The organism is Burkholderia sp. BCC0044 (genome assembly GCF_902832955.1).
Lineage (GTDB): Bacteria > Pseudomonadota > Gammaproteobacteria > Burkholderiales > Burkholderiaceae > Burkholderia.
Genome location: NZ_CADFDO010000001.1, coordinates 1,516,698 through 1,541,762, shown reverse-complemented (window position 1 = coordinate 1,541,762; position 25,065 = coordinate 1,516,698). Strand labels below are relative to the sequence as shown.

Below are 25,065 nucleotides of genomic sequence, written 5' to 3'. Positions count from 1 at the left end.
CACATGCTTCTCGCGAATCCCACCTGGCTCACCACGGCCGCGGTGGCCCTGGCCGCCGCATTCGCCTCGACGACGATTCTCCGCGTACTGCTCGTCACCGGATGGGCCTGGCGTCTGGCCACCGACATTCCGAACGACCGTTCGCTCCATACGCTGCCGACACCCCGTGTCGGCGGATGGGGCATCGTGCCGGTCTGCGTCGTTGCGCTGCTGGCACTGACACCCCGACTGTGGCTGATCGCGATCGCCGCCGCGGGGCTCGCCGCGATGTCGCAGATCGACGACCGGCGCGGGCTGCCGGCCCGCGTGCGATTCTCGGCGCACCTCGCAGCAGTCGTCGCGCTGATCGCGGTCTTCCCGGCCGACGCACCGTGGTGGCTGCTCGCCGGCGTGGGTTTCGCGATGGTCTGGCTGACGAACCTGTACAACTTCATGGACGGTGCCGACGGCCTGGCGGGCGGCATGGCGCTGTTCGGCTTCGGCGGATACGCGGTCGCGGCGCTCGTCGGCGCGCATACGTCGCCCGATCTCGCCGTAGGGGGCGCAGCGGTCGTCGGCGCGGCGCTCGGCTTTCTTCTGCTTAATTTCCACCCGGCCAGGCTGTTCCTTGGCGACGCCGGCTCGATTCCGCTGGGCTTCCTGGCCGGCGCGCTGGGCTACTGGGGCTGGCGTACCGATGTCTGGCCGATCTGGTTTCCGGCGATGGTGTTCGCGCCCTTTATTGCGGATGCATCTGTAACACTTTTGAGACGTCTGTTACGCGGAGAAAAGTTCTGGCAGGCGCACCGCGAGCACTATTATCAAAGGATGGTCCGGTCGGGCATCAGTCACGGTCGGACCGCTCTTTATTGGTACCTCATCATGCTCGCAGGCATAATTCTCGCCGTGTGGGCAAAGGGCCGCCCCGAGCTGCAGCAATGGCTGTCGTTCCTCGCATGGTATGGCGTCCTGGCATGGTTCGGATGGTTGATCGACATGCGCTGGCACCGGTTTCAAGCGGCCGCCGAAAACAATTCTTGAGGTTTCCCGCCGATGTTGCGATCCAGAGCATCTTGGCTGTCCCTGAGTGCTTTCCTGTTCGACCTGACGGCGGTTGTCGCCGCATGGTTGTTCGCTTATCTCGTCCGATTCAACGGCAGCATTCCGCATGATTTCCTGAGCGGCGCGCTGATGGCGTTGACATGGGCGCTGCCCGTCTACGCGCTGATGTTCCACGGGTTCGGCCTGTATCGCGGGCTTTGGGTGTTCGCGAGCCTGCCCGATCTGATGCGCATCGCGAAGGCGGTGGTCGGCGGCGGCGTGATCGTGATGATCGGCGCCGTGATGTTCCAGCCGCAGCCGATCATTCCGCGCTCGGTGCTGCTCGTGTCGCCGCTGATGCTGTTCCTGGCGATGGGCGGCGCGCGCGCGCTGTACCGCGCGACGAAGGAGTACTACCTGTACGGCGGGCTCGTCGGCAAGGGCAAGCCGGTGCTGGTGCTCGGCGCCGGCACGGCCGGCGCGAGCCTCGCGCGCGAGCTGTCGCGTTCCGGCGAATGGCGCCTCGTCGGCCTGCTCGACGACGACGTCACGAAGCAGGGCCGCGAAATCTACGGCTACAAGGTGCTCGGCTCGTTCAACGACCTCAAGCACTGGACCGATGCGATGAAGGTCGAATACGCGATCATCGCGATCCCGTCGGCGTCGGTGGAGGTGCAGCGTCGCGTCGCCACACTGTGCGTGCGGGCCGGCGTGAAGGCGATGGTGCTGCCGTCGCTGACCGCGCTGATGCCGGGGCAGGGCTTCCTGTCGCAGGTACGGAGCATCGATCTCGAGGATCTGCTCGGCCGCGACGCGGTGACGATCGACACGCCGCACGTCGAGGCGCTGCTGCGCGGCCGCGTCGTGATGGTGACGGGCGCGGGCGGTTCGATTGGCTCCGAGCTGTGCCGGCAGATCCTGCGCTTCGCGCCTGCGCAACTGGTTGCATTCGACCTGTCGGAATACGCGATGTACCGGCTGACCGAGGAATTGCGCGAGCGCTTTCCGGATCTGCCCGTGGTGCCGATCATCGGCGATGCAAAGGATTCGTTGCTGCTCGACCAGGTGATGTCGCGCCACGCACCGTACATCGTGTTCCATGCGGCCGCCTACAAGCACGTGCCATTGATGGAAGAGCACAACGCGTGGCAGGCGCTACGCAACAACGTGCTCGGCACCTATCGCGTAGCCCGCGCGGCCATTCGCCACGACGTCCGTCACTTCGTGCTGATCTCGACCGACAAGGCCGTCAATCCGACCAACGTGATGGGCGCGAGCAAGCGTCTCGCCGAAATGGCGTGCCAGGCATTGCAGCAGACGAGCGGGCGCACGCAGTTCGAGACGGTGCGCTTCGGCAACGTGCTCGGCAGCGCGGGCAGCGTGATTCCTAAGTTCCAGCAGCAGATCGCGAAGGGCGGCCCGGTGACGGTCACGCATCCGGAGATCACGCGGTTCTTCATGACGATTCCGGAAGCATCGCAGCTCGTGCTGCAGGCGTCGAGCATGGGGCAGGGCGGCGAGATCTTCATTCTCGACATGGGCGAGCCGGTGAAGATCGTCGATCTCGCGTGCGACCTGATTCGCCTGTACGGTTTCTCGGAAGAACAGATCCGGATCGAGTTCACCGGGTTGCGGCCGGGCGAGAAACTCTACGAGGAGTTGCTCGCGGACGACGAGGCGACGACGCGCACGCCGCACCCGAAACTGCGGATCGCGCGTGCGCGCGAAGTGCCGGACAATTTGCTCGACGAACTGTTGCCATGGCTGATGCAGCATCGCGTGTTGTCCGACGACGAAGTGCGGCGCGATCTGCGGCGCTGGGTGCCGGAATACCAGACGGCCGTTGCTCCCGTGTTGCAGAGCGTGCCGTCGGTGCGCGTCGTATCGAACGGGTGACGCAGCCCCAGGCCGCGAACCGAGCGGCAAGAAAAAAAGCGCCCCGCAGGGCGCTTTTTTTGTCCGGAAGCCGGCGTATCGCTCAGCGGCTCTGTCGGTGCTTCCTCACCACCATCCACCTCGGCGCCCTGAACCGCACGATGCTGAGATAAAGCCAAACATACGTCAGCGCGAACAGCACCACAAAAACGAACAGATGCACGGTATGTCGCCAGAACAGCGTCGCCGGAATCACCGCGACGAGGCACAGCAGCCACAGATAAGGTGAAGTCAACGAATTCCGCCGCGTCAGATCGTGCGCATGCTTCGTCCCCACGGCCCACCGCATCAGCCGCTTGTACACGAGCATGTGCAGATGCACGCCGTCCGGAATCCCCGGCGACATCCCGCGGATGAACTTCTTCCGGTAGATCGAGAAGCAGGTCTCGAAGATCGGATACATGAACAACAGCACCGGATACCACGCGGACACCTCGCGATTGCGCATCACGAGCATGATCGCGAGCTCCGCGAGCATGAAGCCGATGAAATACGCGCCGCCGTCGCCGAGAAAAATCAGCCCGGCCGGGAAATTCCACAGGAAGAAGCCGAGCACCGCGCCCATCATGATGATCGACGCGGACATCACGACCGGGTCGTTCACATGGAACGCGACATACGCGAGCGACGCGAACATCATGAAGCTGACCATCGAGGCAAGCCCGTTGAACCCGTCGATGATGTTGATCGCGTTCGCGAGCGCCGCGACCGCGAGCACGGTGATGAACGCCGAGATGGCCACGTAGCCGAGCAGGAAATCGAGCGGCGGCACGCTGATGCGCTTGACCGCGATGCCGAGCAGCCAGAACGCCAGCGCGGCCGCGCCCATCGTGCACAGCAGCCGCGCGCGCGGCGACACGCGCTTGGTCAGATCCTCGACGAGGCCGGACAGGAAAGCGGGCAGCCCGCACGCAACGACCCCGAGGATGCTGCCGGAGATCGTCGGATAGCGCCGGGACAGCACCAGCGCGGCCACGACGACCCCGGCGAGGATCCCGATGCCCCCGACGCGCGGCACGGGCCGCACGTGGAATTTCTGCACGCCGGCCAGGTCGCTGTCGATCGAGAATTTCTCGTGAAGGTGCGCGTAGCGCACGATGAACAGCGTGACGAGCAAGGAGACGATGAAGCCGGACGCGAAGCTGAGCATGGGATCGCTCGAAAAATGGACAGCGGATTATACAAAACCGCGCGGGTTCCCCTCCTGCCATCGCCAGTGGTCGGCACACATGTCCTCGATGCCGAGCGTCGCACGCCAGCCGATGATGTCGGCCGCGGCCTGCGGGTTCGCATAGCACTCGGCGATGTCGCCCGGGCGGCGCGCGACGAGTTCGTACGGCACCGGGCGGCCCGACGCCTTCTCGAACGCACGCACGACTTCCAGCACGCTGTAGCCCTGCCCGGTGCCGAGGTTCACGACGAAGCTCGCGTCGCGCTTCGCCAGCGCGTCGAGCGCGGCGATGTGCCCCTTCGCGAGATCGACGACGTGGATGTAGTCGCGCACGCCGGTGCCGTCCGGCGTCGGGTAATCCGAGCCGAACACGCGCAGCTTTTCCAGCTTGCCGACCGCGACCTGCGCGACGTACGGCATCAGGTTGTTCGGGATGCCGGCCGGATCCTCGCCGATCAGCCCGCTCGCGTGCGCGCCGACCGGGTTGAAATAGCGCAGCGTCGCGATGCGCCACGACGGGTCCGAGACTTCGAGATCGCGCAGGATCTGCTCGGCGATCAGCTTCGACTGGCCGTACGGGTTCGTCGCGGACAGCGGGAACGATTCGTCGATCGGCGAGCGCTCGGGCACGCCGTATACGGTCGCGGACGAGCTGAACACGAACTGCCTGACGTTGCGCTCGCGCATGACCTTGAGCACGGCGAGCAGGCCGCCGATGTTGTTCTGGTAGTACTCGAGCGGCTTCGCGACCGATTCGCCGACGGCCTTGAGCGCCGCGAAGTGAATCGTGCCGGTGATCGGGTGCGCGTCGAATACCTTCGCGAGCGCGGCTTCGTCGCACACGTCGACCTGGTGGAACGCGGGCGTCTTGCCCGTGATCCGCTCGATGCGTCGCACGGACTCGGCCTTGCTGTTCACGAGGTTGTCGACGATCACGACGTCGTAGCCGTTGTCGAGCAGCTCGACGGCCGTGTGCGAGCCGATATAGCCCGCACCGCCGGTAACGAGGATGGTGCCTTTAGCGGTCATTGCTGATGCGCTCCTTCAGAGTGTGAATCCCGTCAACGAATGGATGGTCTCCCGGTAGCGTTCGACGACCTGCTGTTCGTCGAATTCTGCCGCGACCTTGTGCCGGCCGCGTGCGCCCATCGCCGCCCGGCCTTGCGGCCCGAGCGCGATCATGCGATTCAATTGTTCTGCGAGGCTCGCGCTGTCCCGCGCGCGGCACAGGAACCCCGTTTCGCCGTCGGCGACGACGTCGCGGCAGCCCGGCACGTCGGTCGCGACGATCGGGCGGCCCATCGCCGATGCCTCCATCAGCGTGCGCGGCACGCCTTCGCGGTACGACGGCAGCACGACGCAATCGGCCGCCGCGATGTGCGGGCGCACGTCGTGCGCTTCGCCGAGATACTCGACGATGCCTTCGCCGACCCACGCGTCGACGTCCGCGCGACCGATCGCGCTCGGATTGTCGACGCCGAGCGGCCCGAGCAGCTGGAAGCGCGCGTTCGGGAAGCGCTCGCGCACGAGACGCGCGGCCTCCACGTATTCGCGCACGCCCTTGTCCCACAGCAGCCGGCCGATCAGGATGAAGACGGGCGCGTCGCCGGCCGGCAGCGGCACCGGCGAGAACTGTTCGAGATCGACGCCTTCGCCGTGCAGCAGCCGCGCGCGGTCGGGATGCGCGAGCAAGCGCTCGTCGGTGAAGGTCGCGAGATCGTCGCGGTTCAGGAACCACACTTCACGCGGGAAGCGGAACGCGAACCGGTACAGGCGCTTCGCGACGCTCGCCGCGCGGCTCTTCTGGATGAACACGTAGCCGAGGCCCGTCGTCACCGCGATCGACGGCACGCGCGCGAGCCACGCGGCCACCGAGCCGTAGATGTTCGGCTTGATCGTGTAATGGAACACGAGATCGGGCCGCAGCGCGCGGTAGTGGCGCGCGAGCGCGGCGAGCGTGCCGAGATCCTCGCGCGGGCTCGTGCCTTTCGACGCGACGGCGAGCGCCACGTAGCGGCAGCCCATCTGCTCGAGCAACGGCACCGTGCGATCGTGCGGCGCGATCACGACGACCTCGGCGCCGCGCGCGACGAGCGCACGGATCAGCCCGTGGCGATACGTATGGATCGCCCAGGCCGTGTTGCAGACGAGCGCGATGCGCAGCGGGGAGGTGGCGGACATGAAAAAAAGAAAAAATAAAGCGTCGAAATGGGCGAGCTGGCCGGATGCGCGTCAGGCGGACGGCCGCGCGGCGAACAGCGTCTGCTTGATCCGCTGCAGCGTACGGTACGGCGTGACGAAATGCAGCAGGTTCTTGGCGAGGCCGGCCCAGTCGTACGGGTTCAGCACGTTGAAGTGGCGCAGCAGCAGCGTGAGCGTCGATACCAGCTGGCGCCGGCGCTTGGTTGCACTGATCCCGCCCTCGTTAAGCTCGTAATACAGGCCGAGTTCCGGCAGGTTCGCGCAATCGTAACGTTGCATTAACCGTAAAAAAAGATCGAGATCCTCGGCCGCGCGGTACTTCGCTCGATAGTTGCCCACTTCGCGCACGGCGTCGATGCGCAACATCACGGAAGGATGCACGAGCGGCGAGCGCAGGAAGCGCGTGCGGCGCAGCGTGCGCGGATCGGCGGGCGGCGTCAGCATGAAGCGCGGCTCGCCGGCGCGCGACACGACCTGCGTCCACATGCCGACGCAGGCCACGCGCGGGTGGGCGCCGAGATAGGCGCGCTCCTTCGCCAGGCGCTGCGGCGCGGCGAGATCGCCTGCATCGATGCGGGCCGCATAGCGGAAACCGCGCGCCGCGAGCGCGTCGATGCCGGCCGCCAGCGCGCGTTCGATGCCGCCGTTGCGCGGCATACGCAGCACGTCGATCGCGAGGCCCGGCAGGTCGGGCGCGACGATCGGCGGCGTGCTGCCGTCGTCGACGATCAGCACGTGCACGGGCGCATCCTCGCGAAACGACGCAAGGGTACGGACGACGTTGTCGTGCCCGTTGTAGGCCGGCATCAGCACGGCCACGTCGTCGAGCGGGGACGGGCAATCAGGGGACGTCATGTTCGCAGCTTGAAACGGATGTAATAAAAGTTGACGGCGGCGGCGGCGAGATAGCCGGCCGCCAGCCCGACGAGCGCGCCGTACAGGCCGAGCCGGGGAATCGCGAACAGGTTGACGAGCGCGGCGATCGCCAGCGCGAGCACCCATTTCGACAGCAACACGAATTTTGCTTGATATTTGAGAACGATAAGATTGCCTATCGCCTCGATGCCGGCCGGCACGGACAGCCAGACGGCCCAGCGGAAGATATCGACCGACGCCTCGTAGCCGCGGCCGAACACCTTGCCGACGATCAGCGGGGCGGCCGCGTCGAGCACGAGCGCGCCGGCCGTCATCAGGCCGGCCGTCATCGCGATCAGCCGGACGATGTTGCGGCGCAGCCGCGCGACGTCCTGCACGCGATAGACGAACGCGGGCGCGATGGTCTGCGCGAGCATCAGCGCGAGCGTGATCCAGTTCTCGTTGAGCTGCTGCGCGGCCGAATAGCGGCCGAGATCGGCGAACGACACGTGGCGCTCGAGCATCAGGCGGTCGAGTTTCAGGAACAGGTACATGCAGATGAGGCCGAGCCAGAACACGGTGCCGGCCGTGGCAAAGTGCCGGAACAGCGGTGTGTCGAACGTCCAGCCGAGCGCGCCGCCGTTACGATGGCGGTAGTACAGCAGCAGCGCGAGGCCGATCGCGGCGGCTTCCAGCGCCCACAGCCACGCGAAGCGGGCGGGGCCGGCGGCGGCGCGCACCAGGAGCCACACGAGCAGCGCTTTCGCGAGCGCGGTGACCATGCTGGTGACGAGCTGCGGCTTGCTGTAGGTCATGCTCTGCAGCCACGCGTTGATCACGCCGACGAACGGCTCGCGGAACACCATCGTGACCGCCAGGCCCGCGAGCATCGCGCCGACCAGCGGGTCGAAGGCGCCCGCGGCGATCGCGATCCAGGTCGCGGCGAGCGCGGCGACCGACACGGCGATGCGCAGCACGAACGCGCTGCCGAGCACCGCGCCGAGCTGGGCGGGCGGGCGCTGGACGATGGTCGGGACGAGGATTTCCGCGCCGCACACCCAGGTGAGCGGCGCCAGTACCAGGAGAAGCGTATTCGCATACTGCCATTTGCCGAACACATCTGGCCCGAAATAACGGGCCAGCAGGCCGCTGATCGCGATCGCGACGCCGATCTGCGTGAGCCGTTCGAGCCCGAGCCAGACGAGGTTCGCGACGGCCTTCGCGACGTCCGGGTTGCCGAAACGCTTCAGCATGCGCGGCCGCGGCGGCGCGCGCGGTGGGCGGCCGGAAGCGGCGGGTGGGCGGCGGCGGGACGGCTAGGCATTAAAATGGGCGACATGCGCGTCATCAAAACCCGCGATTATAAGTGGGATCGCGGCCGCTCCAGCCGTCGCGCGCCGTGTTCCGCCGGCAGGCATGTATCATGCGCGGCACCCGTGGGCGGCGGCCGCGCAAGCCAGACAATTTTCCATGCACGCAACCGAGAGAAGAGAATCGATGATCTCCCAATCCATCTTCAAGGCATATGACATCCGTGGCGTGGTCGGCAAGACCCTCGACGTCGACACGGCGCGCGGGATCGGCCGCGCATTCGGCAGCGAAGTGCGTGCGCAGGGCGGCGATGCGGTCGTCGTCGCGCGCGACGGCCGCCTGTCCGGGCCGGAACTGGTCGGCGCGCTGGCCGACGGCCTGCGTGCGGCCGGGGTCGACGTCGTCGACGTCGGCATGGTGCCGACGCCGGTCGGCTATTTCGCGGCGAACGTGCCGCTGGCGCTGAAGGGCGGCGAGCGCCGCGTCGATTCGTGCATCGTCGTCACGGGCAGCCACAACCCGCCCGACTACAACGGCTTCAAGATGGTGCTGCGCGGCGCCGCGATCTACGGCGAGCAGATCCAGGCGCTGTACCGCCGCATCGTCGACGAGCGCTTCGAGACGGGCAGCGGCACGTACGAGGAAATCGACGTCGCCGATCAGTACATCGCGCGCATCGTCGGCGACGTGAAGCTCGCGCGGCCGCTGAAGCTCGTCGTCGACGCCGGCAACGGCGTCGCCGGCCCGCTCGCGACGCGCCTGTTCAAGGCGCTCGGCTGCGAACTCGTCGAACGCTTCACCGACATCGACGGCACGTTCCCGAACCACCATCCCGATCCCGCCCACCCGGAAAACCTGCAGGACGTGATCCAGGCGCTGAAGGACACCGACGCCGAGCTCGGCTTCGCGTTCGACGGCGACGGCGACCGCCTGGGCGTCGTCACGAAGGACGGCCAGATCATCTACCCGGACCGCCAGTTGATGCTGTTCGCGGAAGAAGTGCTGTCGCGCAATCCGGGCGCCCAGATCATCTACGACGTGAAGTGCACGCGCCACCTCGCGCAGTGGGTGAAGTCGAAGGGCGGCGAGCCGCTGATGTGGAAGACGGGCCACTCGCTCGTGAAGGCGAAGCTGCGCGAGACGGGTGCGCCGCTCGCCGGCGAAATGAGCGGCCACGTGTTCTTCAAGGATCGCTGGTACGGCTTCGACGACGGCCTGTACACCGGCGCGCGCCTGCTCGAGATCCTCGCGAAGACAGCCGATCCGAGCGCGCTGCTCAACAGCCTGCCGGACGCGATGAGCACGCCTGAACTGCAGCTCTGGCTCGACGAAGGCGAGAATTTCCGCCTGATCGAGCAACTGCAGAAAGAGGCGAAGTTCGACGGCGCCGACGAAGTCGTGACGATCGACGGCCTGCGTGTCGAGTACCCGGACGGCTTCGGCCTCGCGCGTTCGTCGAACACGACGCCGGTCGTCGTGATGCGCTTCGAAGCCGAGACGCAGGAAGGGCTCAAGCGCATCCAGGAAGACTTCCGCCGCGTGCTGACGGCCGCGAAGCCGGACGTCAAGCTGCCGTTCTGAGCGCCGGCGGCCGGCGGGCCGCCTGTCATACGACGGCCCGTTCGTCGGCCGTGCCAGTCCCGAAAAGCGGCGCGCGCCCCCGGCGCGCGGCCGCTTTTTGTCTGTCCGGCCCGTCGGCCGGGATAAAATCCCCCCTTTATGTCTGTCGCCGGCTGCCAGCCGGCGTTTTTTCAGCGTGCAAAAGATCCTGATCGTGCGCGTGTCGTCGCTGGGCGACGTCGTGCACAACATGCCCGTGATCGCCGATATCCGGCGCCGCCACCCCGATGCGCAGATCGACTGGCTCGTCGAGGAAAGCTTCGTCGACCTCGTGCGGCTCGTCGACGGCGTGCGCGAGGTGCTGCCGTTCTCGCTGCGCCGCTGGCGCAAGCAGCCGTTCTCGGGCGCGACGTGGCGCGAGATCCGCGCGTTTCGCCGGCGCCTCGCGGCCGAACAGTATGACCTCGTGATCGACTGCCAGGGCCTCATCAAGACCGCGTGGGTCGCGAGCTGGGCGCGCGGCCCGCTCGTCGGGCTCGGCAACCGTACCGACGGCGCCGGCTACGAATGGCCGGTGCGCTTCTTCTATCGCAAGCGCGTGCCGATCGCGCCGCGCACCCACGTGGTCGAGCGCTCGCGCCAGCTCGTCGCGGCCGCGCTGGACGACCCGGCGCCGACCCCGGCCGATCCGGTCGAATTCGGCCTCGACACGCGGGCGGCAGCGCTCGCGGTGGCCGCGCTCGGCCTGAACCTGCCGGTGCCGTACGTCGTGTTCGTCCACGCGACGTCGCGCGCGGACAAGCAATGGCCGGACGCCGCATGGATCGAGCTCGGGCAGGCGCTCGTGCGGCGCGGTGCGTCGCTCGTGCTGCCGTGGGGCAACGACGCGGAGCGCGCGACCAGCGAGCGGCTCGCGAAGGAATTCGGCGCGGCGGCGATCGTGCCGCCGAAGCTGGCGCTGCCGGCCGTGGTCGGGCTGATCGACGGCGCGGCCGCGACGGTCGGGGTTGATACAGGTCTGGTTCACATCGCGGCCGCGCTGAAGCGTCCGACGGTCGAACTGTACAATTTCGCGACGGCCTGGCGGACCGGCGGCTACTGGTCGCCGAACGTCGTCAATCTCGGCACGGCGGGGCAGCCCCCGTCGATCGCGCAGGTGAAGTCGGCGCTCGCGGGCTTCGGTCTCCTGTAACGCTGTCCACACGCGAACCGATCATGAGCGAATCCCAGATCATCGAAGTCCCGTCCGCCGACTGGAGCGGACACAACCTGTCGGCGCCGCGCGAGCAGTTGCTCGCCGCGGTCGAGGAAGGCAAGGTGCTGTATTTCCCGCACCTGCGCTTCGCGATCGACGGCGGCGAGGAAGCGCTGCTCGATCCGGCGCTCGCCGATCCGAAACGCAAGAACATCAGCCTCGCGCCGAACGGCGGCGCGCTCGCCGGCGTGCTCGGCGACAGCGTCACGCAGTCGGCCGTGCGCGCGCTCGTCGCGCGCTTCCAGCAGCAGGCCGGCACGCTCGTCGACGGCCTTTTCCCCGAATACCGCGGCAAGCTGCGCGTCGCGCCGACGAGCCTGCGGCTGATGCAGGTCGAAACGCGCCAGACGTCGTGGCGCAAGGACGATAGCCGCCTGCACGTCGACGCGTTCCCGTCGCGGCCGAACTACGGCGAGCGGATCCTGCGCGTGTTCGCGAACGTGAACCCGGCCGGCGTGCCGCGCGTGTGGCGTGTCGGCGAGCCGTTCGAGGACGTCGCGAAGCGCTTCCTGCCGAAGATCCGGCCGCAGTTCCCGGGCTCGGCGTGGCTGCTGAACTTGCTGCACGTGACGAAATCGCCGCGCAGCGCGTACGACCACCTGATGCTGAACCTGCACGACGGGATGAAGGCCGACCTCGATTACCAGAAGACGTGTCCCCAGCAAACGATGCCGTTTCCGCCGGGCAGCGTGTGGATATGTTTCTCCGATCAGACTTCGCACGCTGTGATGTCCGGCCAGTTCATGCTCGAGCAAACCTTCTTCCTGCCGGTCGATGCGATGGTGCGCCGCGAGTGCGCGCCGCTCGGCATTCTCGAACGCCTGACGGGCAAGGCGCTGGTTTGAGCGCGCACCTGCTTCGACGCAACACGAGGGCGGCCGCATGCTGAGGGCGATCTATCGCGCGCTGTGGTGGCTCGTCGCGCCGGCCGCCGTCATCCGGCTCTACGTGCGTTCGCGCAAGGAGCGCGGCTATCGCGAGCACATCGGCGAGCGCTTCGGCCACGTCGCGGGACGCTCGCGCGACGACCGCGCACCGCTGATCTGGGTGCATGCGGTGTCGGTCGGCGAGACGCGCGCCGCTCAGCCGCTGATCGACGCGCTGATGCACGCGCGCCCCGATGCGCGCATCCTGCTCACGCACATGACGCCGAGCGGCCGCGCGACGGGCGAACAGATCTTCGGCGATCGCGTGCTGCGCTGCTACCTGCCGTACGACATGCCGGGCGCGGTGCGGCGTTTTCTGCATGCATGGCGGCCGACGCTCGGCCTCGTGATGGAAACCGAGGTGTGGCCGACGCTGATCGACGAGTGCCGCCGCGCGGACGTGCCGCTCGTGCTGACCAATGCGCGGATGTCCGCGCGTTCGTTCCGGCGCGCGGCGAAGTTCGGCACGGCGACGCGCGACGTGTTCGGCGGCTTCTCGCGCGTGCTCGCGCAGAGCCCGGCCGACGCGGAGCGGCTGACGTCGCTCGGCGCGCGCAACGTGACCGTGCTCGGCAACCTGAAGTTCGACATGACGACGCCGCCGGAACTCGCGGCACGCGGCCATGCGTGGCGCGACGCGATCGGCGCGCGGCCAGTGTGGGTCGCCGCCAGCACGCGCGAGAACGAAGAGGCGCTGGTGCTGCAGGCGTTCTCGGAAATGCGCACGCCCGGCGCGCTTCTGGTGCTTGTGCCGCGTCATCCGCAGCGCTTCGCCGAAGTCGAGGCGCTCGTCGCGCGCAGCGGGCTCAAGTGCGTACGGCGTTCGGTGTGGGCGGCCGATGCGGCCGCGCTCGCAGCCGGCCGGCCGGCCGCCGAACCGTTGGCCGGCGACGTGACGGTGCTGCTCGGCGATTCGATGGGCGAGCTCGGCGCGTACTACGCGGCGGCCGACATCGCATTCATCGGCGGCAGCCTGCTGCCGCTCGGCGGGCAGAACCTGATCGAAGCGTGCGCGGTCGGCGTGCCGGTGTTGATCGGGCCGCACGTGTTCAACTTCACGCAGGCGACCGCGGACGCGGTCGCGGCAGGTGCGGCGATGCAGGTCGCGGATCCGCTCGATCTCGCGCACGTGCTCGACGCGCTGTTCGCCGACAAGGCGCGGCGCATCGCGATGGGCGCGGCCGGCGCGGCCTTCGCGTCGCGTCACCGCGGCGCGACCGCGCGCACGGTCGACGTGCTCGCCGCGCTGCTGCCGCCTGCCGAAGCCGGCGCGCATGCGCTGCCGGGCGGGCAGGGCGTTTCTTCCGAAGACGAATAGACGAATAGACGAATAGACGAAGGGCGGCGCAAGGCCGCCCGCGCACGCATGGCGGCGACGTGAGCCGCCGCCATGCCGCTCACACCGTCAGCAATCCCTTTTTCTCGATGAACGCGATCACGTCCGCGACGCCTTCGAGCGCCTTCAGGTTCGTCATCACGTAAGGCCGCTCGCCGCGCATCTTCTTCGTGTCGGATGCCATCACGTCGAGGTTCGCGCCGACGAGCGGCGCGAGGTCGGTCTTGTTGATCACGAGCAGGTCGGACTTCGTGATGCCGGGGCCGCCCTTGCGCGGAATCTTCTCGCCGCCCGCGACGTCGATCACGTAGATCGTCAGGTCCGACAGCTCGGGGCTGAAGGTCGCCGCGAGATTGTCGCCGCCGGACTCGATGAACACGATGTCGGCATCGGGAAAGCGCGCGAGCATCCGGTCGACGGCTTCGAGGTTGATCGACGCATCCTCGCGGATCGCCGTGTGCGGGCAGCCGCCCGTCTCGACACCCATGATGCGTTCCTCGGGCAGCGCGCCCGCGACCGTCAGCAGCCGCTGATCTTCCTTCGTATAGATGTCGTTGGTGATCGCGACGAGGTCGTAGCGCTCGCGCATCGCCTTGCACAGCATTTCCAGCAGCGTGGTCTTGCCGGAGCCGACGGGGCCGCCGATGCCGACGCGCAGCGGCGGCAGTTTTTTCGTGCGACGGGCGGAGGAGGGGACAGGTGCGTTCATGGTCGGGCGATGGAGTTCAGGAGCGGAACAACCGCGAGTACTGGGTTTCGTGCCGCGCGGACAGGATGCCGAGCTGCGGCGCGAACGTGTTGACGGCGTCGGGCGGCGTCGCGAGCGCACGGCGCACGGCGGCGTCGATCGCGCCGCGCAGCGCGACGATGATGCGTTGCCCGGCGAGCTGGCCGAGCGGCACGGCCTTCAGCGCGGCGGACGTCTGGTTCTCGACCCAGCCGAATGCGTACGCGGCGAGCGTCGCGTCGGCGCTGGCGTCGTGTGCGGCGGCCGCGTACGCGAACGCGGTCGGCAGCGCGATCGGCGACAGCGCCGCGAGCGTCGCGCGGCGTGCGGCGTCGCCCCATTCGAGCGACGCGCACAGCTGCGCGAGCGACCAGCCCATCTGTTCGGTTTCGCGGCGCAGCTCGGCCGATTCGCGGCTCGCGACGAACCACGCGTTTTCGGCGACGAGCGCGTGCGTGTCGTGCGTCTGCCAGCGGGTGAGCTGATGCGCGAGGAACGGCAACTCGCAGTGCGCGAGCACGTCGGTCAGGCCGCTCGCGATCCAGTCGCGCGCGGAATCGGCATCGCGGATCAGGTTCGCGTCGAGCGCGGCTTCGAGGCCCTGCGAATAGCTGTACGCGCCGATCGGCAGTGCCGGCGACGCGAGGTGCAGCAGCGCGACGAGTTCAGTGGTGGTCATGACCGTGGTGGCCGTGCGTGCAGCCGGGACCATGCTGATGATCGTGATCGTGATCGTGATCGTGATCGTGATCGTGATCGTGATCGTGCGAATGCGAATGCCCGTGGTGTTCGCCGAACACCTGCTGCGCGAGCGCGTAGTCTTCGGCGAACGTCGCGTCGTGCCCGTGCTTGTGACCGCCGCCGTACGCGCCGGCTTCCGGCTGGAACGGTGCATGCGTTTCCTCGACCTGCGTGCCGAGCCGGCGCAGCATGTCCGCGAGCACGGGATCGGCCTCGAGCTTCAGGTAGCCGTCGCCGATCTCGACCGGCGTGTGACGGTTGCCGAGATGGTACGCGGCGCGCATCAGCGTGAGCGGGTCGGCCGTGCGCACGAGCAGCACGGTTTCGGGGGCAGCGGTGACGCGCACGAGCGCACCGTCGTCAGCGACGAGCACGTCGCCGTCGCGCAGCACGGTGCCGCGCGGCAGCAGGACCGCGACGTCCTCGCCGGTGTCGAGCGTCGCCGCGAGGCGGCTCTTGCAGCGGGCGTCATAGGCGAGCGTGAGCGTCGGCGCACGCGCGACGAGCGACGCGGCGAGCTTCACGTTCGGGGCAATGCGTTTGTCGAGGGTGCGCATGAAACTGGGGATTCCGAATCAGAACAGGAAATAGCGCTGCGCCATCGGCAGCACCGTCGCCGGTTCGCAGGTGAGCAACTGGCCGTCGGCGATCACGTCGTAGGTTTCCGGATCGACGCTGATCGACGGACGCCATGCGTTGTGGATCATGTCGGCCTTCGTCACGTTGCGGCAGTTGCGCACCGGCACGATCCGCTTCGCGAGGCCGTAGCGCTCCGCGATGCCCGCGTCGGCCGCCATCTGCGACACGAAGGTCAGCGACGTGCGCGCGAGCGCCCCGCCGCGCGTCGCGAACATCTCGCGATAGTGAACCGGCTGCGGCGTCGGGATCGACGCGTTCGGGTCGCCCATCTGCGCGACGGCGATCATCCCGCCCTTCAGGATCATCGACGGCTTGATCCCGAAGAACGCCGGCTCCCACAGCACGAGGTCGGCCCACTTGCCGGGCTCGATCGAGCCGACTTCATGCGCGATCCCGTGCGTGAGCGCCGGGTTGATCGTGTACTTCGCGACGTAGCGCTTCGCGCGGAAATTGTCGTTGCGCGCGCCGTCTTCCGGCAGCGCGCCGCGTTGCACCTTCATCTTGTGCGCGGTCTGCCACGTGCGGATGATCACCTCGCCGACGCGGCCCATCGCCTGCGAATCGGACGACAGCATCGACAGCGCGCCGAGATCGTGCAGGATGTCCTCGGCCGCGATCGTCTCGCGACGAATACGCGATTCGGCGAACGCGAGATCCTCGGCGATCGACGGATCGAGGTGATGGCACACCATCAGCATGTCGAGATGTTCGTCGAGGGTGTTGATCGTGTACGGGCGCGTCGGGTTGGTCGACGACGGCAGCACGTTCATCTCGCCGCACACCTTCAGGATGTCGGGCGCATGGCCGCCGCCCGCGCCTTCGGTGTGGTACGTGTGGATCGTGCGGCCCTTGAACGCGGCGACCGTCGATTCGACGAAGCCGGCTTCGTTCAGCGTGTCGGTGTGGATCGCGACCTGCGTGTCGGTGTCGTCGGCCACCGACAGGCAGTTGTCGATCGCGGCGGGCGTCGTGCCCCAGTCCTCGTGCAGCTTCAGGCCGATCGCGCCGGCCGCGACCTGCTCGACGAGCGGCTGCGGCAGGCTCGCGTTGCCCTTGCCGAGAAAGCCGAGGTTGATCGGCCAGCCGTCGGCGGCCTGCAGCATCCGTTCCATGTGCCACGGGCCCGGCGTGCAGGTGGTCGCGTTGGTGCCGGTCGCCGGCCCGGTGCCGCCGCCGAGCATCGTCGTGACGCCCGACGCGAGCGCTTCGTCGATCTGCTGCGGGCTGATGAAGTGGATGTGCGTGTCGATGCCGCCCGCGGTCACGATCAGCCCTTCGCCGGCGATCACTTCGGTCGCGGCACCGATCGCGATCGTCACGCCCGGCTGGATGTCGGGGTTGCCGGCCTTGCCGATCGCCGCGATGCGGCCGTGCTTGATCGCGATGTCGGCCTTCACGATGCCCCAGTGATCGAGGATCACCGCATTCGTGATGACGGTATCGGGCACGTCGGCGGCCACGCGCTGCGACTGGCCCATCCCGTCGCGGATCACTTTCCCGCCGCCGAACTTCACTTCCTCGCCATAGGTCGTGAAGTCGCGTTCGATCTCGATCAGCAGTTCGGTATCGGCAAGCCGGACGCGGTCGCCCGTCGTCGGCCCGAACATTTCCGCGTACGCGCGGCGGCTCAAGCGTAGTGTCATGTGCTGTTCCTGAAGAGCGGGGCGCGGCTTACAGCGGCCCCATCACCTTGCCCTGAAAACCGTAGACGGCGCGCTCGCCCGCGAGGGCGACGAGTTCGACGGTGCGCGTCTGGCCCGGCTCGAAGCGCACGGCCGTGCCGGCCGCGATGTTGAGCCGGAAGCCGCGCGCGGCCGCGCGGTCGAACGACAGCGCGTCGTTGACTTCGAAGAAGTGGTAGTGCGAGCCGACCTGCACCGGGCGGTCGCCGGTGTTCGCGACGACGAGCGACAGCGTTTCGCGGCCCGCGTTCAGTTCGTGTTCGCCGTCGTCGGTGAGGATTTCGCCGGGGATCATGCGGGGCCTCACGGAATCGGGTGGTGGACGGTCACGAGTTTCGTGCCGTCGGGGAAGGTCGCTTCGACCTGGATGTCGGGAATCATTTCCGGCACGCCGTCCATCACGTCGTCACGCGTGAGCAGCGTCGTGCCGTAGTGCATGACCTCGGCCACCGTCTTGCCGTCGCGCGCGGCTTCCATCAGCGCCGCGGTGATGAAGGCCACCGCCTCCGGATAGTTGAGCTTCAGGCCGCGCGCACGACGGCGTTCGGCGAGCAGCGCCGCCGTGAAGATCAGCAGCTTGTCCTTTTCGCGGGGAGTCAGTTTCATGAAGGCAGGCGTTCAGGAAAACGTAATTTTTATCGGTGCGCACGCAACCGGGCAGGGGTGCGGATCATCGTAGCACCGCGCTGTTTTGCGTGCGTCGTGTATCGCTTATGTAAGCAGCAAGGTGCGTGCCATGTGCATCCGACGTGCCGTCATGCGCGTTCGTGGTGCGCGATGCATGCGGAGTGTGCGCCGCGTGTGGTGGTGCTGCGCCGAAACGGTGCGTGATGCGTGCGCGTTTAGGTTTGCCACAGACGCAGCGGGCGCGCGTCGACGCCGTGCACGATGGGGCGCAGGTGAAGCCAGCAGTCGGTGAAGTGGCGCTGCAGCGCTTCCATCGACGTCGACATCGCGCGCACCAGCACGACGCCGGGCGTCACGCAGGTCGCGCCGGCGCGCAGCGTATCGTCGAACGGCATGCGCGCGGCGAGCGATTCGGCGAGCGCGGCGTCGCACGCGGCGCCGACGGCCCACAGCGTGCCGTACGCGGGAAAGCCGGCGAGGCCCTGCAGCGCGCCGCGCAGCGGGTCGCGCGCGTCGAGCAGCGCGCGCTCGGTCCACAGCGGCCGGCCGTCGGCATCGACGAGCGCCGACGTCGACGCGATGCGTCCTGCCGACCACGTTTCGCCGGCCGCCTGGCGGCCGAGCTGCGTCGCGTCCCAGCCGAGCGCGCTCGCGCCGTTGCCGAGCGTCACCTTGAAGTCGAGCGCGGCGTGCGCCGCGTCGAAGAACAGGTTGTTCTGCGGCAGCCAGTCGAGCTTCGCGTGTGCGCCGACCGCGATGCCGATGCGCTGCGTCGCGTCGAGGCCGTTCGACTTGTACCACTTGGTCGCGCCGGGCGTCGTCAGCACCGCGTGCGTGCCGTCGCCGAGCGCGATGTCGATGTCGAGCCGGTCGCCTCCTGCGACGCCGCCCGGCGGATGGACGATCACCGCGTGGCAGATCGCGTCGCCTTCCGGGTACAGCGGCCGCTGCACGCGCAACGGGCCGTCGTGCAGCCGGTGCGCGAGGGTCGTGCGCGCACCGTGCCGCTCGAAGCCGAGCTCGAGGCGGCCGCGCCACGACTTGGCGACGGCGGGGCGGGACAGCGAGGCGTGGGAGTCGGGGGCGGACATCGGCGGCGAACGGGAAACGAGGAAGCGGGTGCGAAGAACGTGGATGCTACCGGAACAATAATGCAGATGCCGCGTTCCTTGGAAGCGCCGCATGCAGGCATCCCGCGCGCCGGCCGTACGTATCCCAAGCCATGCCTACCGCCGTGCCCCCCATCACACCGCGATCAGCTCGCGCACACCGTTCGTTTCCATATCGCGCGCATCACCCCCCGCGACGATCTCACCGCGGCTCATCACCCAATATCGATCCGCGATCGAGCGCGCGAAATCGTAATACTGTTCGACGAGCAGCACCGTCATCTTCGATTCGTCGACGAGCTGCCGCAGCGTGCGCCCGATGTCCTGGATGATCGACGGCTGGATGCCTTCGGTCGGCTCGTCGAGGATCAGCAACTGCGGCTCGCTCATCAGCGCGCGGCCGATCGCGAGCTGTTGCTGCTGGCCGCCCGACAGGTCGCCGCCGCGCCGCGCGCGCATGTCCTTCAGCACCGGGAACAGGTCATAGATGCGATCGGGCACTTTCGACGGCGCCTTGCGGCTCGCCGCGCCGACGAGCAGGTTCTCCTCGACGGTGAGCCGCGGAAAGATGTCGCGGCCCTGCGGCACGTACGCGAGCCCGGCCGCGACGCGCGCATACGGCGGCAACGCACCGAGCGCGGTGCCGCGCCACGACACGCTGCCGCTTTTCGCGGCGACGACCCCCATCAGGCAGCGCAGCAGCGTGCTCTTGCCGACGCCGTTGCGGCCGAGCAGCACGGTGAGCTTGCCGTCCTCGGCGGCGAGGTTCACGTTGCGCAGGATATGGCTGCCGCCGTAGTACTGGTTCAGCGCTTCGATTTTCAGCATCGCATCATCGTCCGAGGTAAGACTCGATCACCGCGTCGTCGCGCTTGACCTGGTCGAGCGTGCCGTGCGCGAGCACCGCGCCTTCGGCCATCACCGTTACGCGTCCCGTGTCGCCCGCGAGCGCCGCGACGAATTCCATGTCGTGCTCGACGACCATCATCGAGCAGGTGCCGCGCAGCGTGTTCAGCAGCTCGGCGAGTTCCATCGTCTCGTGGTCGGTCATGCCGGCCGCCGGCTCGTCGAGCAGCAGCAGCGCGGGACGCTGCATCAGCAGCATGCCGATTTCGAGCCGCTGCTTCTGCCCGTGCGACAGCTCGCCGGCCGCGCGATACGCATGGCTTTCGAGGCCGATCAGCGCGAGCGTCTCCTCGATCTTCGCCTGCGCGGTGCGGTCGAGCCGCGCGCGCAGCGACGCGAGCCAGCCCTTGTCGGTCTGCATCGCGAGTTCGAGGTTTTCCCACACCGGATGCTGTTCGAACACGGTCGGCTTCTGGAACTTGCGGCCGATGCCCGCCCGCGCGATCTCGGGTTCGTTCATCCGCGCGAGGTCGATCGTCTGGCCGAGAAACACCTTGCCCGCATCGGGCCGCGTCTTGCCGGTGATCACGTCCATCATCGTCGTCTTGCCTGCGCCGTTCGGGCCGATCACGCAGCGCAGCTCGCCCGCGTCGATCGCGAGCGACAGCTTCTTCAGCGCGCGAAAACCGTCGAAGCTCACCTCGATATCCTCGAGATAGAGGATCGTGCCGTGCGACGTGTCGATGCCGGCCGGCACGACGCGCCCCATCGACGCGGTGCCGCTGACGGCAAGCAGCTCGTCTTCGGGCGGCGGCGGCGTGAACTGATAGAGAGCCGTTCCGTTCATGTGCGTTTCCCCTTCGCGAGCACGGTTTCGACGAGGCCCATGATCCCGCGCGGCAGCAAGAGCGGCACGAGCACGAAGATCAGGCCGAGGAAGAACAGCCAGTATTCGGCGAAGTACGCGGTGAAGAAACTCTTCGCGCCGTTCACCGCGAACGCGCCGACGATCGGCCCGATCAGCGTGCCGCGCCCGCCCACCGCGACCCAGATCGCCATTTCGATCGAGTTGCCGGGCGACATCTCGCCGGGATTGATGATGCCGACCTGCGGCACGTACAGCGCGCCGGCGATGCCGCACAGCACGGCCGACACGGTCCACACGAACAGCTTGTACGCGAGCGGGCTGTAGCCGAGGAACATCAGCCGCGTCTCGCCGTCGCGCACCGCGGTCACCACGCGCCCGAGCTTGCTCGTGACGATCGCGCGCGCAGCGATGAACGCGAGCACGAGCGTCGCAAAGGTCAGCAGCAACAGCACCGTGCGCGTGCCCGGCGACGTGATCGCGAAGCCGGCGATGCGCTTGAAATCGGTGAAGCCGTTGTTGCCGCCGAAGCCCGTCTCGTTGCGATAGAACAGCAGCATCGCGGCGAACGTCATGGCCTGCGTGATGATCGACAGGTACACGCCTTTCACGCGAGAGCGGAACGTGAAGAAGCCGAACACCCACGCGAGCACGGCCGGCACGAGCACGACGAGCGCGAGCGCCCAGGCGAGATGCTGCGTGCCGCTCCAGTACCACGGCAACTGGTGCCAGTCGAGAAACACCATGAAGTCGGGCAGGTCGCTGCCGTACTTGCCTTCGCGGCCGATCTCGCGCATCAGGTACATGCCGATCGCATAGCCGCCGAGCGCGAAGAACAGGCCGTGGCCGAGGCTCAGGATTCCGCAGTAGCCCCACACGAGATCGAGCGCGAGCGCGGCGATCGCGTAGCACATCAGCTTGCCGGCGAGCGTCATCGTGTACGCGGACAGATGGAACGCGCTCGCTTCCGGCGCGACGAGCGCGGCGAGCGGCACGCCGATGCCGATCGCCACGCACAGCGCGACGAGCGCGAGCCACGCGCGGCGCGACAGCAGCGCGGGGCGCGGCGGCAGGCCGAGCGCGAAGCCGTCCGCCGCGCGCGCGCCGGCAGCGGGCTGCGACGTGCCGGCGACCGGGTTCGATATCGAATCGGTGAATGAAGTCACGTCAAGCCTCCGCGCTGCGGCCCTTCGGGGCGAACATCCCCTGCGGGCGTTTCTGGATGAACAGCACGATCATCACGAGCACCGCGATCTTCGCGAGTACGGCGCCCCAGAACGGCTCGATCGCCTTGCTCGCGAGGCCGAGCCCGAAGCCGCCGAGCACGGTGCCGGCGATCTGCCCGACGCCGCCGAGCACGACGGCCATGAACGAATCGATGATGTAGTTCTGGCCGAGATCGGGGCCCACATTGCCGATCTGCGACAGCGCGCAGCCGCCGAGGCCCGCGATGCCCGCGCCGAATGCGAACGCATACGCGTCGACGCGTGCGGTCTTCACGCCGACGCACGCGGCCATCCGGCGATTCTGCGTGACCGCGCGCACGAACAGGCCGAGCCGCGTCTTCGTCAGCACGGCCCACGCGACGAACACCACCGCGAGCGCGAACGCGAGGATCGCGAGCCGGTTGTACGGCAGGATCAGGTTCTGCATCACGGTCACGCCGCCGCTCATCCACGACGGGTTCACGACCTGCACGTTCTGCGCGCCGAACAGCATGCGGGTGGCCTGGATCAGGATCAGGCTCACGCCGAAGGTCGCGAGCAGCGTTTCGAGCGGGCGGCCGTACAGGTGTCGCAGCACGAGTCGTTCGAGCACGATGCCGACGAGCGCGGCCACCGCGAACGACACCGGCACGGCAACGAGCGGATACCAGTCGAAGGCGCCGGGCGCGTAGCGCTGGATCAGCGTTTGCACCACATAGGTTGCGTACGCACCGATCATCAGGAATTCGCCGTGCGCCATGTTGATCACGCCGATCAGCCCGTACGTGATCGCGAGGCCGAGCGCGGCGAGCAGCAGCACGCTGCCGAGCGACAGGCCGGCGAACACCGTGCCGACGATTTCGCCGCGGCGCTGCAGCGCGTGCAACGTATCGAGCCCTTGTTGCGCGGCGTCGCGCACGCGCGCGTCGGGTTCCGCGTAACTGCCGTCGGCGTTCTTCGCGACGAGCGGACGCAGTTGTTCGATCATGTCGAGATCGCTGCGCGCGGCCACCACCTGCACGGCTTCGAGGCGTTTCGCCGGATCGGCATCGTGCAGCGCGGCGATCGCCCACAGTGCATCGAGACGGCGCTTTAACGCCGGATCGGTTTCCTTGGCACGCGCGCGATCGATCATCGGCTTGAGCGCCGGGTCGGGCGACTTCAGCAGCGCGTCGATCGCGTCGCGGCGCGCGGCTACGTCGGGCGATGCGAGCGCGAGGCCCGACAGCGCGCCGGCGATCTTCGTGCGCAGCAGGTTGTTCAGCATCACCGGCTGCGCGTCGCCGGCCGGCGTCGCGGCCTGCGTGAGCGCGTCGTGTGCGGTGTCGCCGGACTGGATCAGCAGGCGGCCGTCGCCGGTCGCGAGCGCATCGCCGCTCGACAGCGCGTTGAGCACCGCGACGGCGCGCGGATCGGTGTCGGCGGCGAGCCGTTCGATCGCGGCCGTCTTCGCGTCGAAGTCGTCGCCGGCGAGCGCGGCGGTGTCGGCCGCCGTCAGCGCGAACGCGGCGTGCGGCAGCAGGCCCGCGAGGGCGGCGCACGCCGCGATCGCGCGGGCGGCTCGGCGAAAGCGTGTAGGCATCGGGGAATCCTGTCGGGCGTGGGGGAGCGGAGCGGTGCGGCGCTGCGTCGGCGCGGGCGGCTGGTCACGGCAAGCGCGGCCGGCGCATCGGCAGCGGGCGAGCAAGCGAGCGGCACGTCGCACACGAAGCGCGACGCGCCGCACGGCGTCACGCCAGCGCCGCGCGCTGCCGGCGCAGGAACGCCGGAATCGAGCTGACGATGTCCGGCTTGCCCTGGTTGCCCGCGATGAACGGGCTCCACGGCTGCGCGCGCACGGCCGTCTTCGTCTTCCACACGACGTTGAACTGCCCGTCGCCGCGGATCTCGCCGATCATCACCGGCTTGTGCAGATGATGGTTGCCGTCCATCGCGAGCGTGAAGCCCGACGGGGCGGCCACCGTCTGGCCGATCATCGCGACGCGCACCTTGTCGACGTCGGTGCTCTTCGCTTTCTCGACGGCCTGCTTCCACATGTGGATGCCGACGTAGGTCGCTTCCATCGGATCGTTGGTCACGCGCTTCGCGCCGCCCGGCAGGTTGTTCGCCTTCACCCACGCGGCGAACTGGTCCTTGAACTTCGTGTTGGTCGGGTTCTTCACCGACATGAAGTAGTTCCACGCGGCGAGGTGGCCGACGAGCGGCTTCGTATCGATCCCGCGCAGCTCTTCCTCGCCGACCGAGAACGCGACGACCGGCACGTCGGTCGCCTTGATCCCCTGGTTGCCGAGCTCCTTGTAGAACGGCACGTTCGAGTCGCCGTTGATCGTCGAGATCACGGTCGTCTTGCCGCCCTGCGAGAAGGTCTTGATGTTCGCGACGATGGTCTGGTAATCGCTGTGGCCGAACGGCGTGTAGACCTCCTGAATGTCGGCGTCCTTCACGCCCTTCGATTTCAGGAACGCGCGCAGGATCTTGTTGGTCGTGCGCGGATACACGTAGTCGGTGCCGAGCAGGAAGAAGCGCTTCGCGCCGCCGCCTTCCGCGCCCATCAGGTACTCGACGGCCGGAATCGCCTGCTGGTTCGGCGCGGCGCCCGTATAGAACACGTTGCGCGACATTTCCTCGCCTTCATACTGCACCGGGTAGTAGAGCAGCCCGTTCAGCTCCTCGAACACCGGCAGCACGGACTTGCGCGACACCGACGTCCAGCAGCCGAACACGCACGCGACCTTGTCCTGCGTAAGCAGCTGGCGCGCCTTCTCGGCGAACAGCGGCCAGTTCGACGCGGGGTCGACCACCACCGGCTCGAGCTTGCGGCCCAGTACGCCGCCGCTCTTGTTGATGTCGGCGATCGTCATCAGCGCGGTGTCCTTCAGCGACGTCTCCGAGATCGCCATCGTGCCCGACAGCGAATGCAGGATGCCGACCTTGATCGGGCCGGTGCCCGCATCGGCCGCGTGCGCGAACGGGCTCTTGCCCGCCAGCGCGAGCGCGCCGGCCATCGAACCGAACTTCAACAGACTGCGACGTTTCATCGGTATCCCCTTGTC

Annotated in this window: 23 protein-coding genes; 6 read left to right on the top strand and 17 right to left on the bottom strand. The window is 68.0% G+C overall.

Going from position 1 to position 25,065, the window contains the following annotated elements; translation table 11 throughout:
* Positions 1-3 precede the first annotated feature (3 nt).
* Entirely contained in the window at positions 4-1,020 is a 1,017-nt protein-coding gene (locus HWX14_RS06960) for a glycosyltransferase family 4 protein (protein WP_175882072.1), read from the top strand.
* Between the two features lie 12 nt (positions 1,021-1,032).
* The gene (locus HWX14_RS06955; RefSeq protein WP_175882071.1) at positions 1,033-2,916 is read left to right on the top strand and encodes a nucleoside-diphosphate sugar epimerase/dehydratase; all 1,884 of its coding nucleotides are present in this window, start codon (positions 1,033-1,035) and stop codon (positions 2,914-2,916) included.
* 82 nt (positions 2,917-2,998) lie between these two features.
* On the opposite strand, the gene HWX14_RS06950 is transcribed toward HWX14_RS06955, so the two are convergent.
* The 5 genes from HWX14_RS06950 to HWX14_RS06930 are packed head-to-tail and all read right to left on the bottom strand — an operon-like array spanning position 2,999 to position 8,436.
* Positions 2,999-4,105 (bottom strand): glycosyltransferase, encoded by a 1,107-nt coding sequence (locus HWX14_RS06950; protein ID WP_175882070.1) that lies wholly within the window; start codon positions 4,103-4,105, stop codon positions 2,999-3,001.
* 27 nt (positions 4,106-4,132) lie between these two features.
* On the bottom strand, positions 4,133-5,155 hold the full coding sequence (galE, locus tag HWX14_RS06945) for a UDP-glucose 4-epimerase GalE (protein WP_006476712.1): 1,023 nt from the start codon (positions 5,153-5,155) through the stop codon (positions 4,133-4,135).
* Between the two features lie 15 nt (positions 5,156-5,170).
* Entirely contained in the window at positions 5,171-6,307 is a 1,137-nt protein-coding gene (locus HWX14_RS06940) for a glycosyltransferase family 4 protein (RefSeq protein ID WP_175882069.1), read from the bottom strand.
* A gap of 51 nt (positions 6,308-6,358) precedes the next feature.
* On the bottom strand, positions 6,359-7,183 hold the full coding sequence (locus tag HWX14_RS06935) for a glycosyltransferase (RefSeq protein ID WP_175882068.1): 825 nt from the start codon (positions 7,181-7,183) through the stop codon (positions 6,359-6,361).
* Complete coding sequence (locus HWX14_RS06930; RefSeq protein WP_175882067.1) at positions 7,180-8,436, bottom strand: oligosaccharide flippase family protein; 1,257 nt, start codon at positions 8,434-8,436, stop codon at positions 7,180-7,182. Before HWX14_RS06930 ends, HWX14_RS06935 begins: the two co-directional genes overlap by 4 nt.
* Before the next feature lie 244 nt (positions 8,437-8,680).
* Here HWX14_RS06930 and HWX14_RS06925 point away from each other — a divergent pair, with 244 nt between their 5' ends.
* From HWX14_RS06925 to waaA, 4 genes are all read left to right on the top strand, one after another.
* The gene (locus tag HWX14_RS06925) at positions 8,681-10,075 is read left to right on the top strand and encodes a phosphomannomutase/phosphoglucomutase (protein WP_078040734.1); all 1,395 of its coding nucleotides are present in this window, start codon (positions 8,681-8,683) and stop codon (positions 10,073-10,075) included.
* 175 nt (positions 10,076-10,250) lie between these two features.
* Positions 10,251-11,246, top strand: a complete 996-nt coding sequence (waaC, locus tag HWX14_RS06920; RefSeq protein WP_175882066.1) for a lipopolysaccharide heptosyltransferase I — start codon at positions 10,251-10,253, stop codon at positions 11,244-11,246.
* 23 nt (positions 11,247-11,269) lie between these two features.
* Entirely contained in the window at positions 11,270-12,154 is an 885-nt protein-coding gene (locus HWX14_RS06915) for a Kdo hydroxylase family protein (RefSeq protein WP_175882065.1), read from the top strand.
* Between the two features lie 37 nt (positions 12,155-12,191).
* Positions 12,192-13,553 (top strand): lipid IV(A) 3-deoxy-D-manno-octulosonic acid transferase, encoded by a 1,362-nt coding sequence (gene waaA, locus HWX14_RS06910; RefSeq protein WP_175882064.1) that lies wholly within the window; start codon positions 12,192-12,194, stop codon positions 13,551-13,553.
* Between the two features lie 79 nt (positions 13,554-13,632).
* On the opposite strand, the gene ureG is transcribed toward waaA, so the two are convergent.
* The 12 genes from ureG to urtA all read right to left on the bottom strand — a co-directional run bounded on the left by ureG (position 13,633) and on the right by urtA (position 25,050).
* Entirely contained in the window at positions 13,633-14,280 is a 648-nt protein-coding gene (ureG, locus tag HWX14_RS06905; protein WP_175882063.1) for an urease accessory protein UreG, read from the bottom strand.
* A 16-nt stretch (positions 14,281-14,296) separates the two neighbouring features.
* Positions 14,297-14,977 carry an urease accessory UreF family protein gene (locus HWX14_RS06900; RefSeq protein ID WP_175882062.1) on the bottom strand — a complete coding sequence of 227 codons (681 nt, stop codon included), beginning with the start codon at positions 14,975-14,977 and terminating at the stop codon, positions 14,297-14,299.
* Complete coding sequence (gene ureE, locus HWX14_RS06895) at positions 14,964-15,596, bottom strand: urease accessory protein UreE (RefSeq protein WP_175882061.1); 633 nt, start codon at positions 15,594-15,596, stop codon at positions 14,964-14,966. Before ureE ends, HWX14_RS06900 begins: the two co-directional genes overlap by 14 nt.
* 18 nt (positions 15,597-15,614) lie before the next feature.
* Positions 15,615-17,321: an urease subunit alpha gene (ureC, locus tag HWX14_RS06890; protein ID WP_175882060.1), complete on the bottom strand. Its 1,707-nt coding sequence runs from the start codon at positions 17,319-17,321 to the stop codon at positions 15,615-15,617.
* Between the two features lie 28 nt (positions 17,322-17,349).
* Positions 17,350-17,655: an urease subunit beta gene (locus HWX14_RS06885; protein WP_175882059.1), complete on the bottom strand. Its 306-nt coding sequence runs from the start codon at positions 17,653-17,655 to the stop codon at positions 17,350-17,352.
* A gap of 8 nt (positions 17,656-17,663) precedes the next feature.
* Positions 17,664-17,966, bottom strand: coding sequence for an urease subunit gamma (gene ureA / locus HWX14_RS06880; protein ID WP_006406310.1), 303 nt, complete (start codon positions 17,964-17,966; stop codon positions 17,664-17,666).
* Positions 17,967-18,202: 236 nt separating this feature from the next.
* The gene (locus HWX14_RS06875) at positions 18,203-19,078 is read right to left on the bottom strand and encodes an urease accessory protein UreD (RefSeq protein ID WP_175882058.1); all 876 of its coding nucleotides are present in this window, start codon (positions 19,076-19,078) and stop codon (positions 18,203-18,205) included.
* A gap of 153 nt (positions 19,079-19,231) precedes the next feature.
* The gene (gene urtE / locus HWX14_RS06870) at positions 19,232-19,924 is read right to left on the bottom strand and encodes an urea ABC transporter ATP-binding subunit UrtE (protein WP_175882057.1); all 693 of its coding nucleotides are present in this window, start codon (positions 19,922-19,924) and stop codon (positions 19,232-19,234) included.
* A 4-nt stretch (positions 19,925-19,928) separates the two neighbouring features.
* Positions 19,929-20,789 (bottom strand): urea ABC transporter ATP-binding protein UrtD, encoded by an 861-nt coding sequence (urtD, locus tag HWX14_RS06865; RefSeq protein ID WP_175882056.1) that lies wholly within the window; start codon positions 20,787-20,789, stop codon positions 19,929-19,931.
* The gene (gene urtC, locus HWX14_RS06860) at positions 20,786-21,973 is read right to left on the bottom strand and encodes an urea ABC transporter permease subunit UrtC (RefSeq protein ID WP_175882055.1); all 1,188 of its coding nucleotides are present in this window, start codon (positions 21,971-21,973) and stop codon (positions 20,786-20,788) included. The genes urtD and urtC overlap by 4 nt, the downstream gene beginning before the upstream one ends.
* A 1-nt stretch (position 21,974) precedes the next feature.
* A complete protein-coding gene (gene urtB / locus HWX14_RS06855; protein ID WP_175882054.1) occupies positions 21,975-23,594 on the bottom strand; it encodes an urea ABC transporter permease subunit UrtB in 1,620 nt (539 codons plus the stop codon).
* A 148-nt stretch (positions 23,595-23,742) separates the two neighbouring features.
* The gene (urtA, locus tag HWX14_RS06850) at positions 23,743-25,050 is read right to left on the bottom strand and encodes an urea ABC transporter substrate-binding protein (protein ID WP_175882053.1); all 1,308 of its coding nucleotides are present in this window, start codon (positions 25,048-25,050) and stop codon (positions 23,743-23,745) included.
* Between the last annotated feature and the right edge of the window lie 15 nt (positions 25,051-25,065).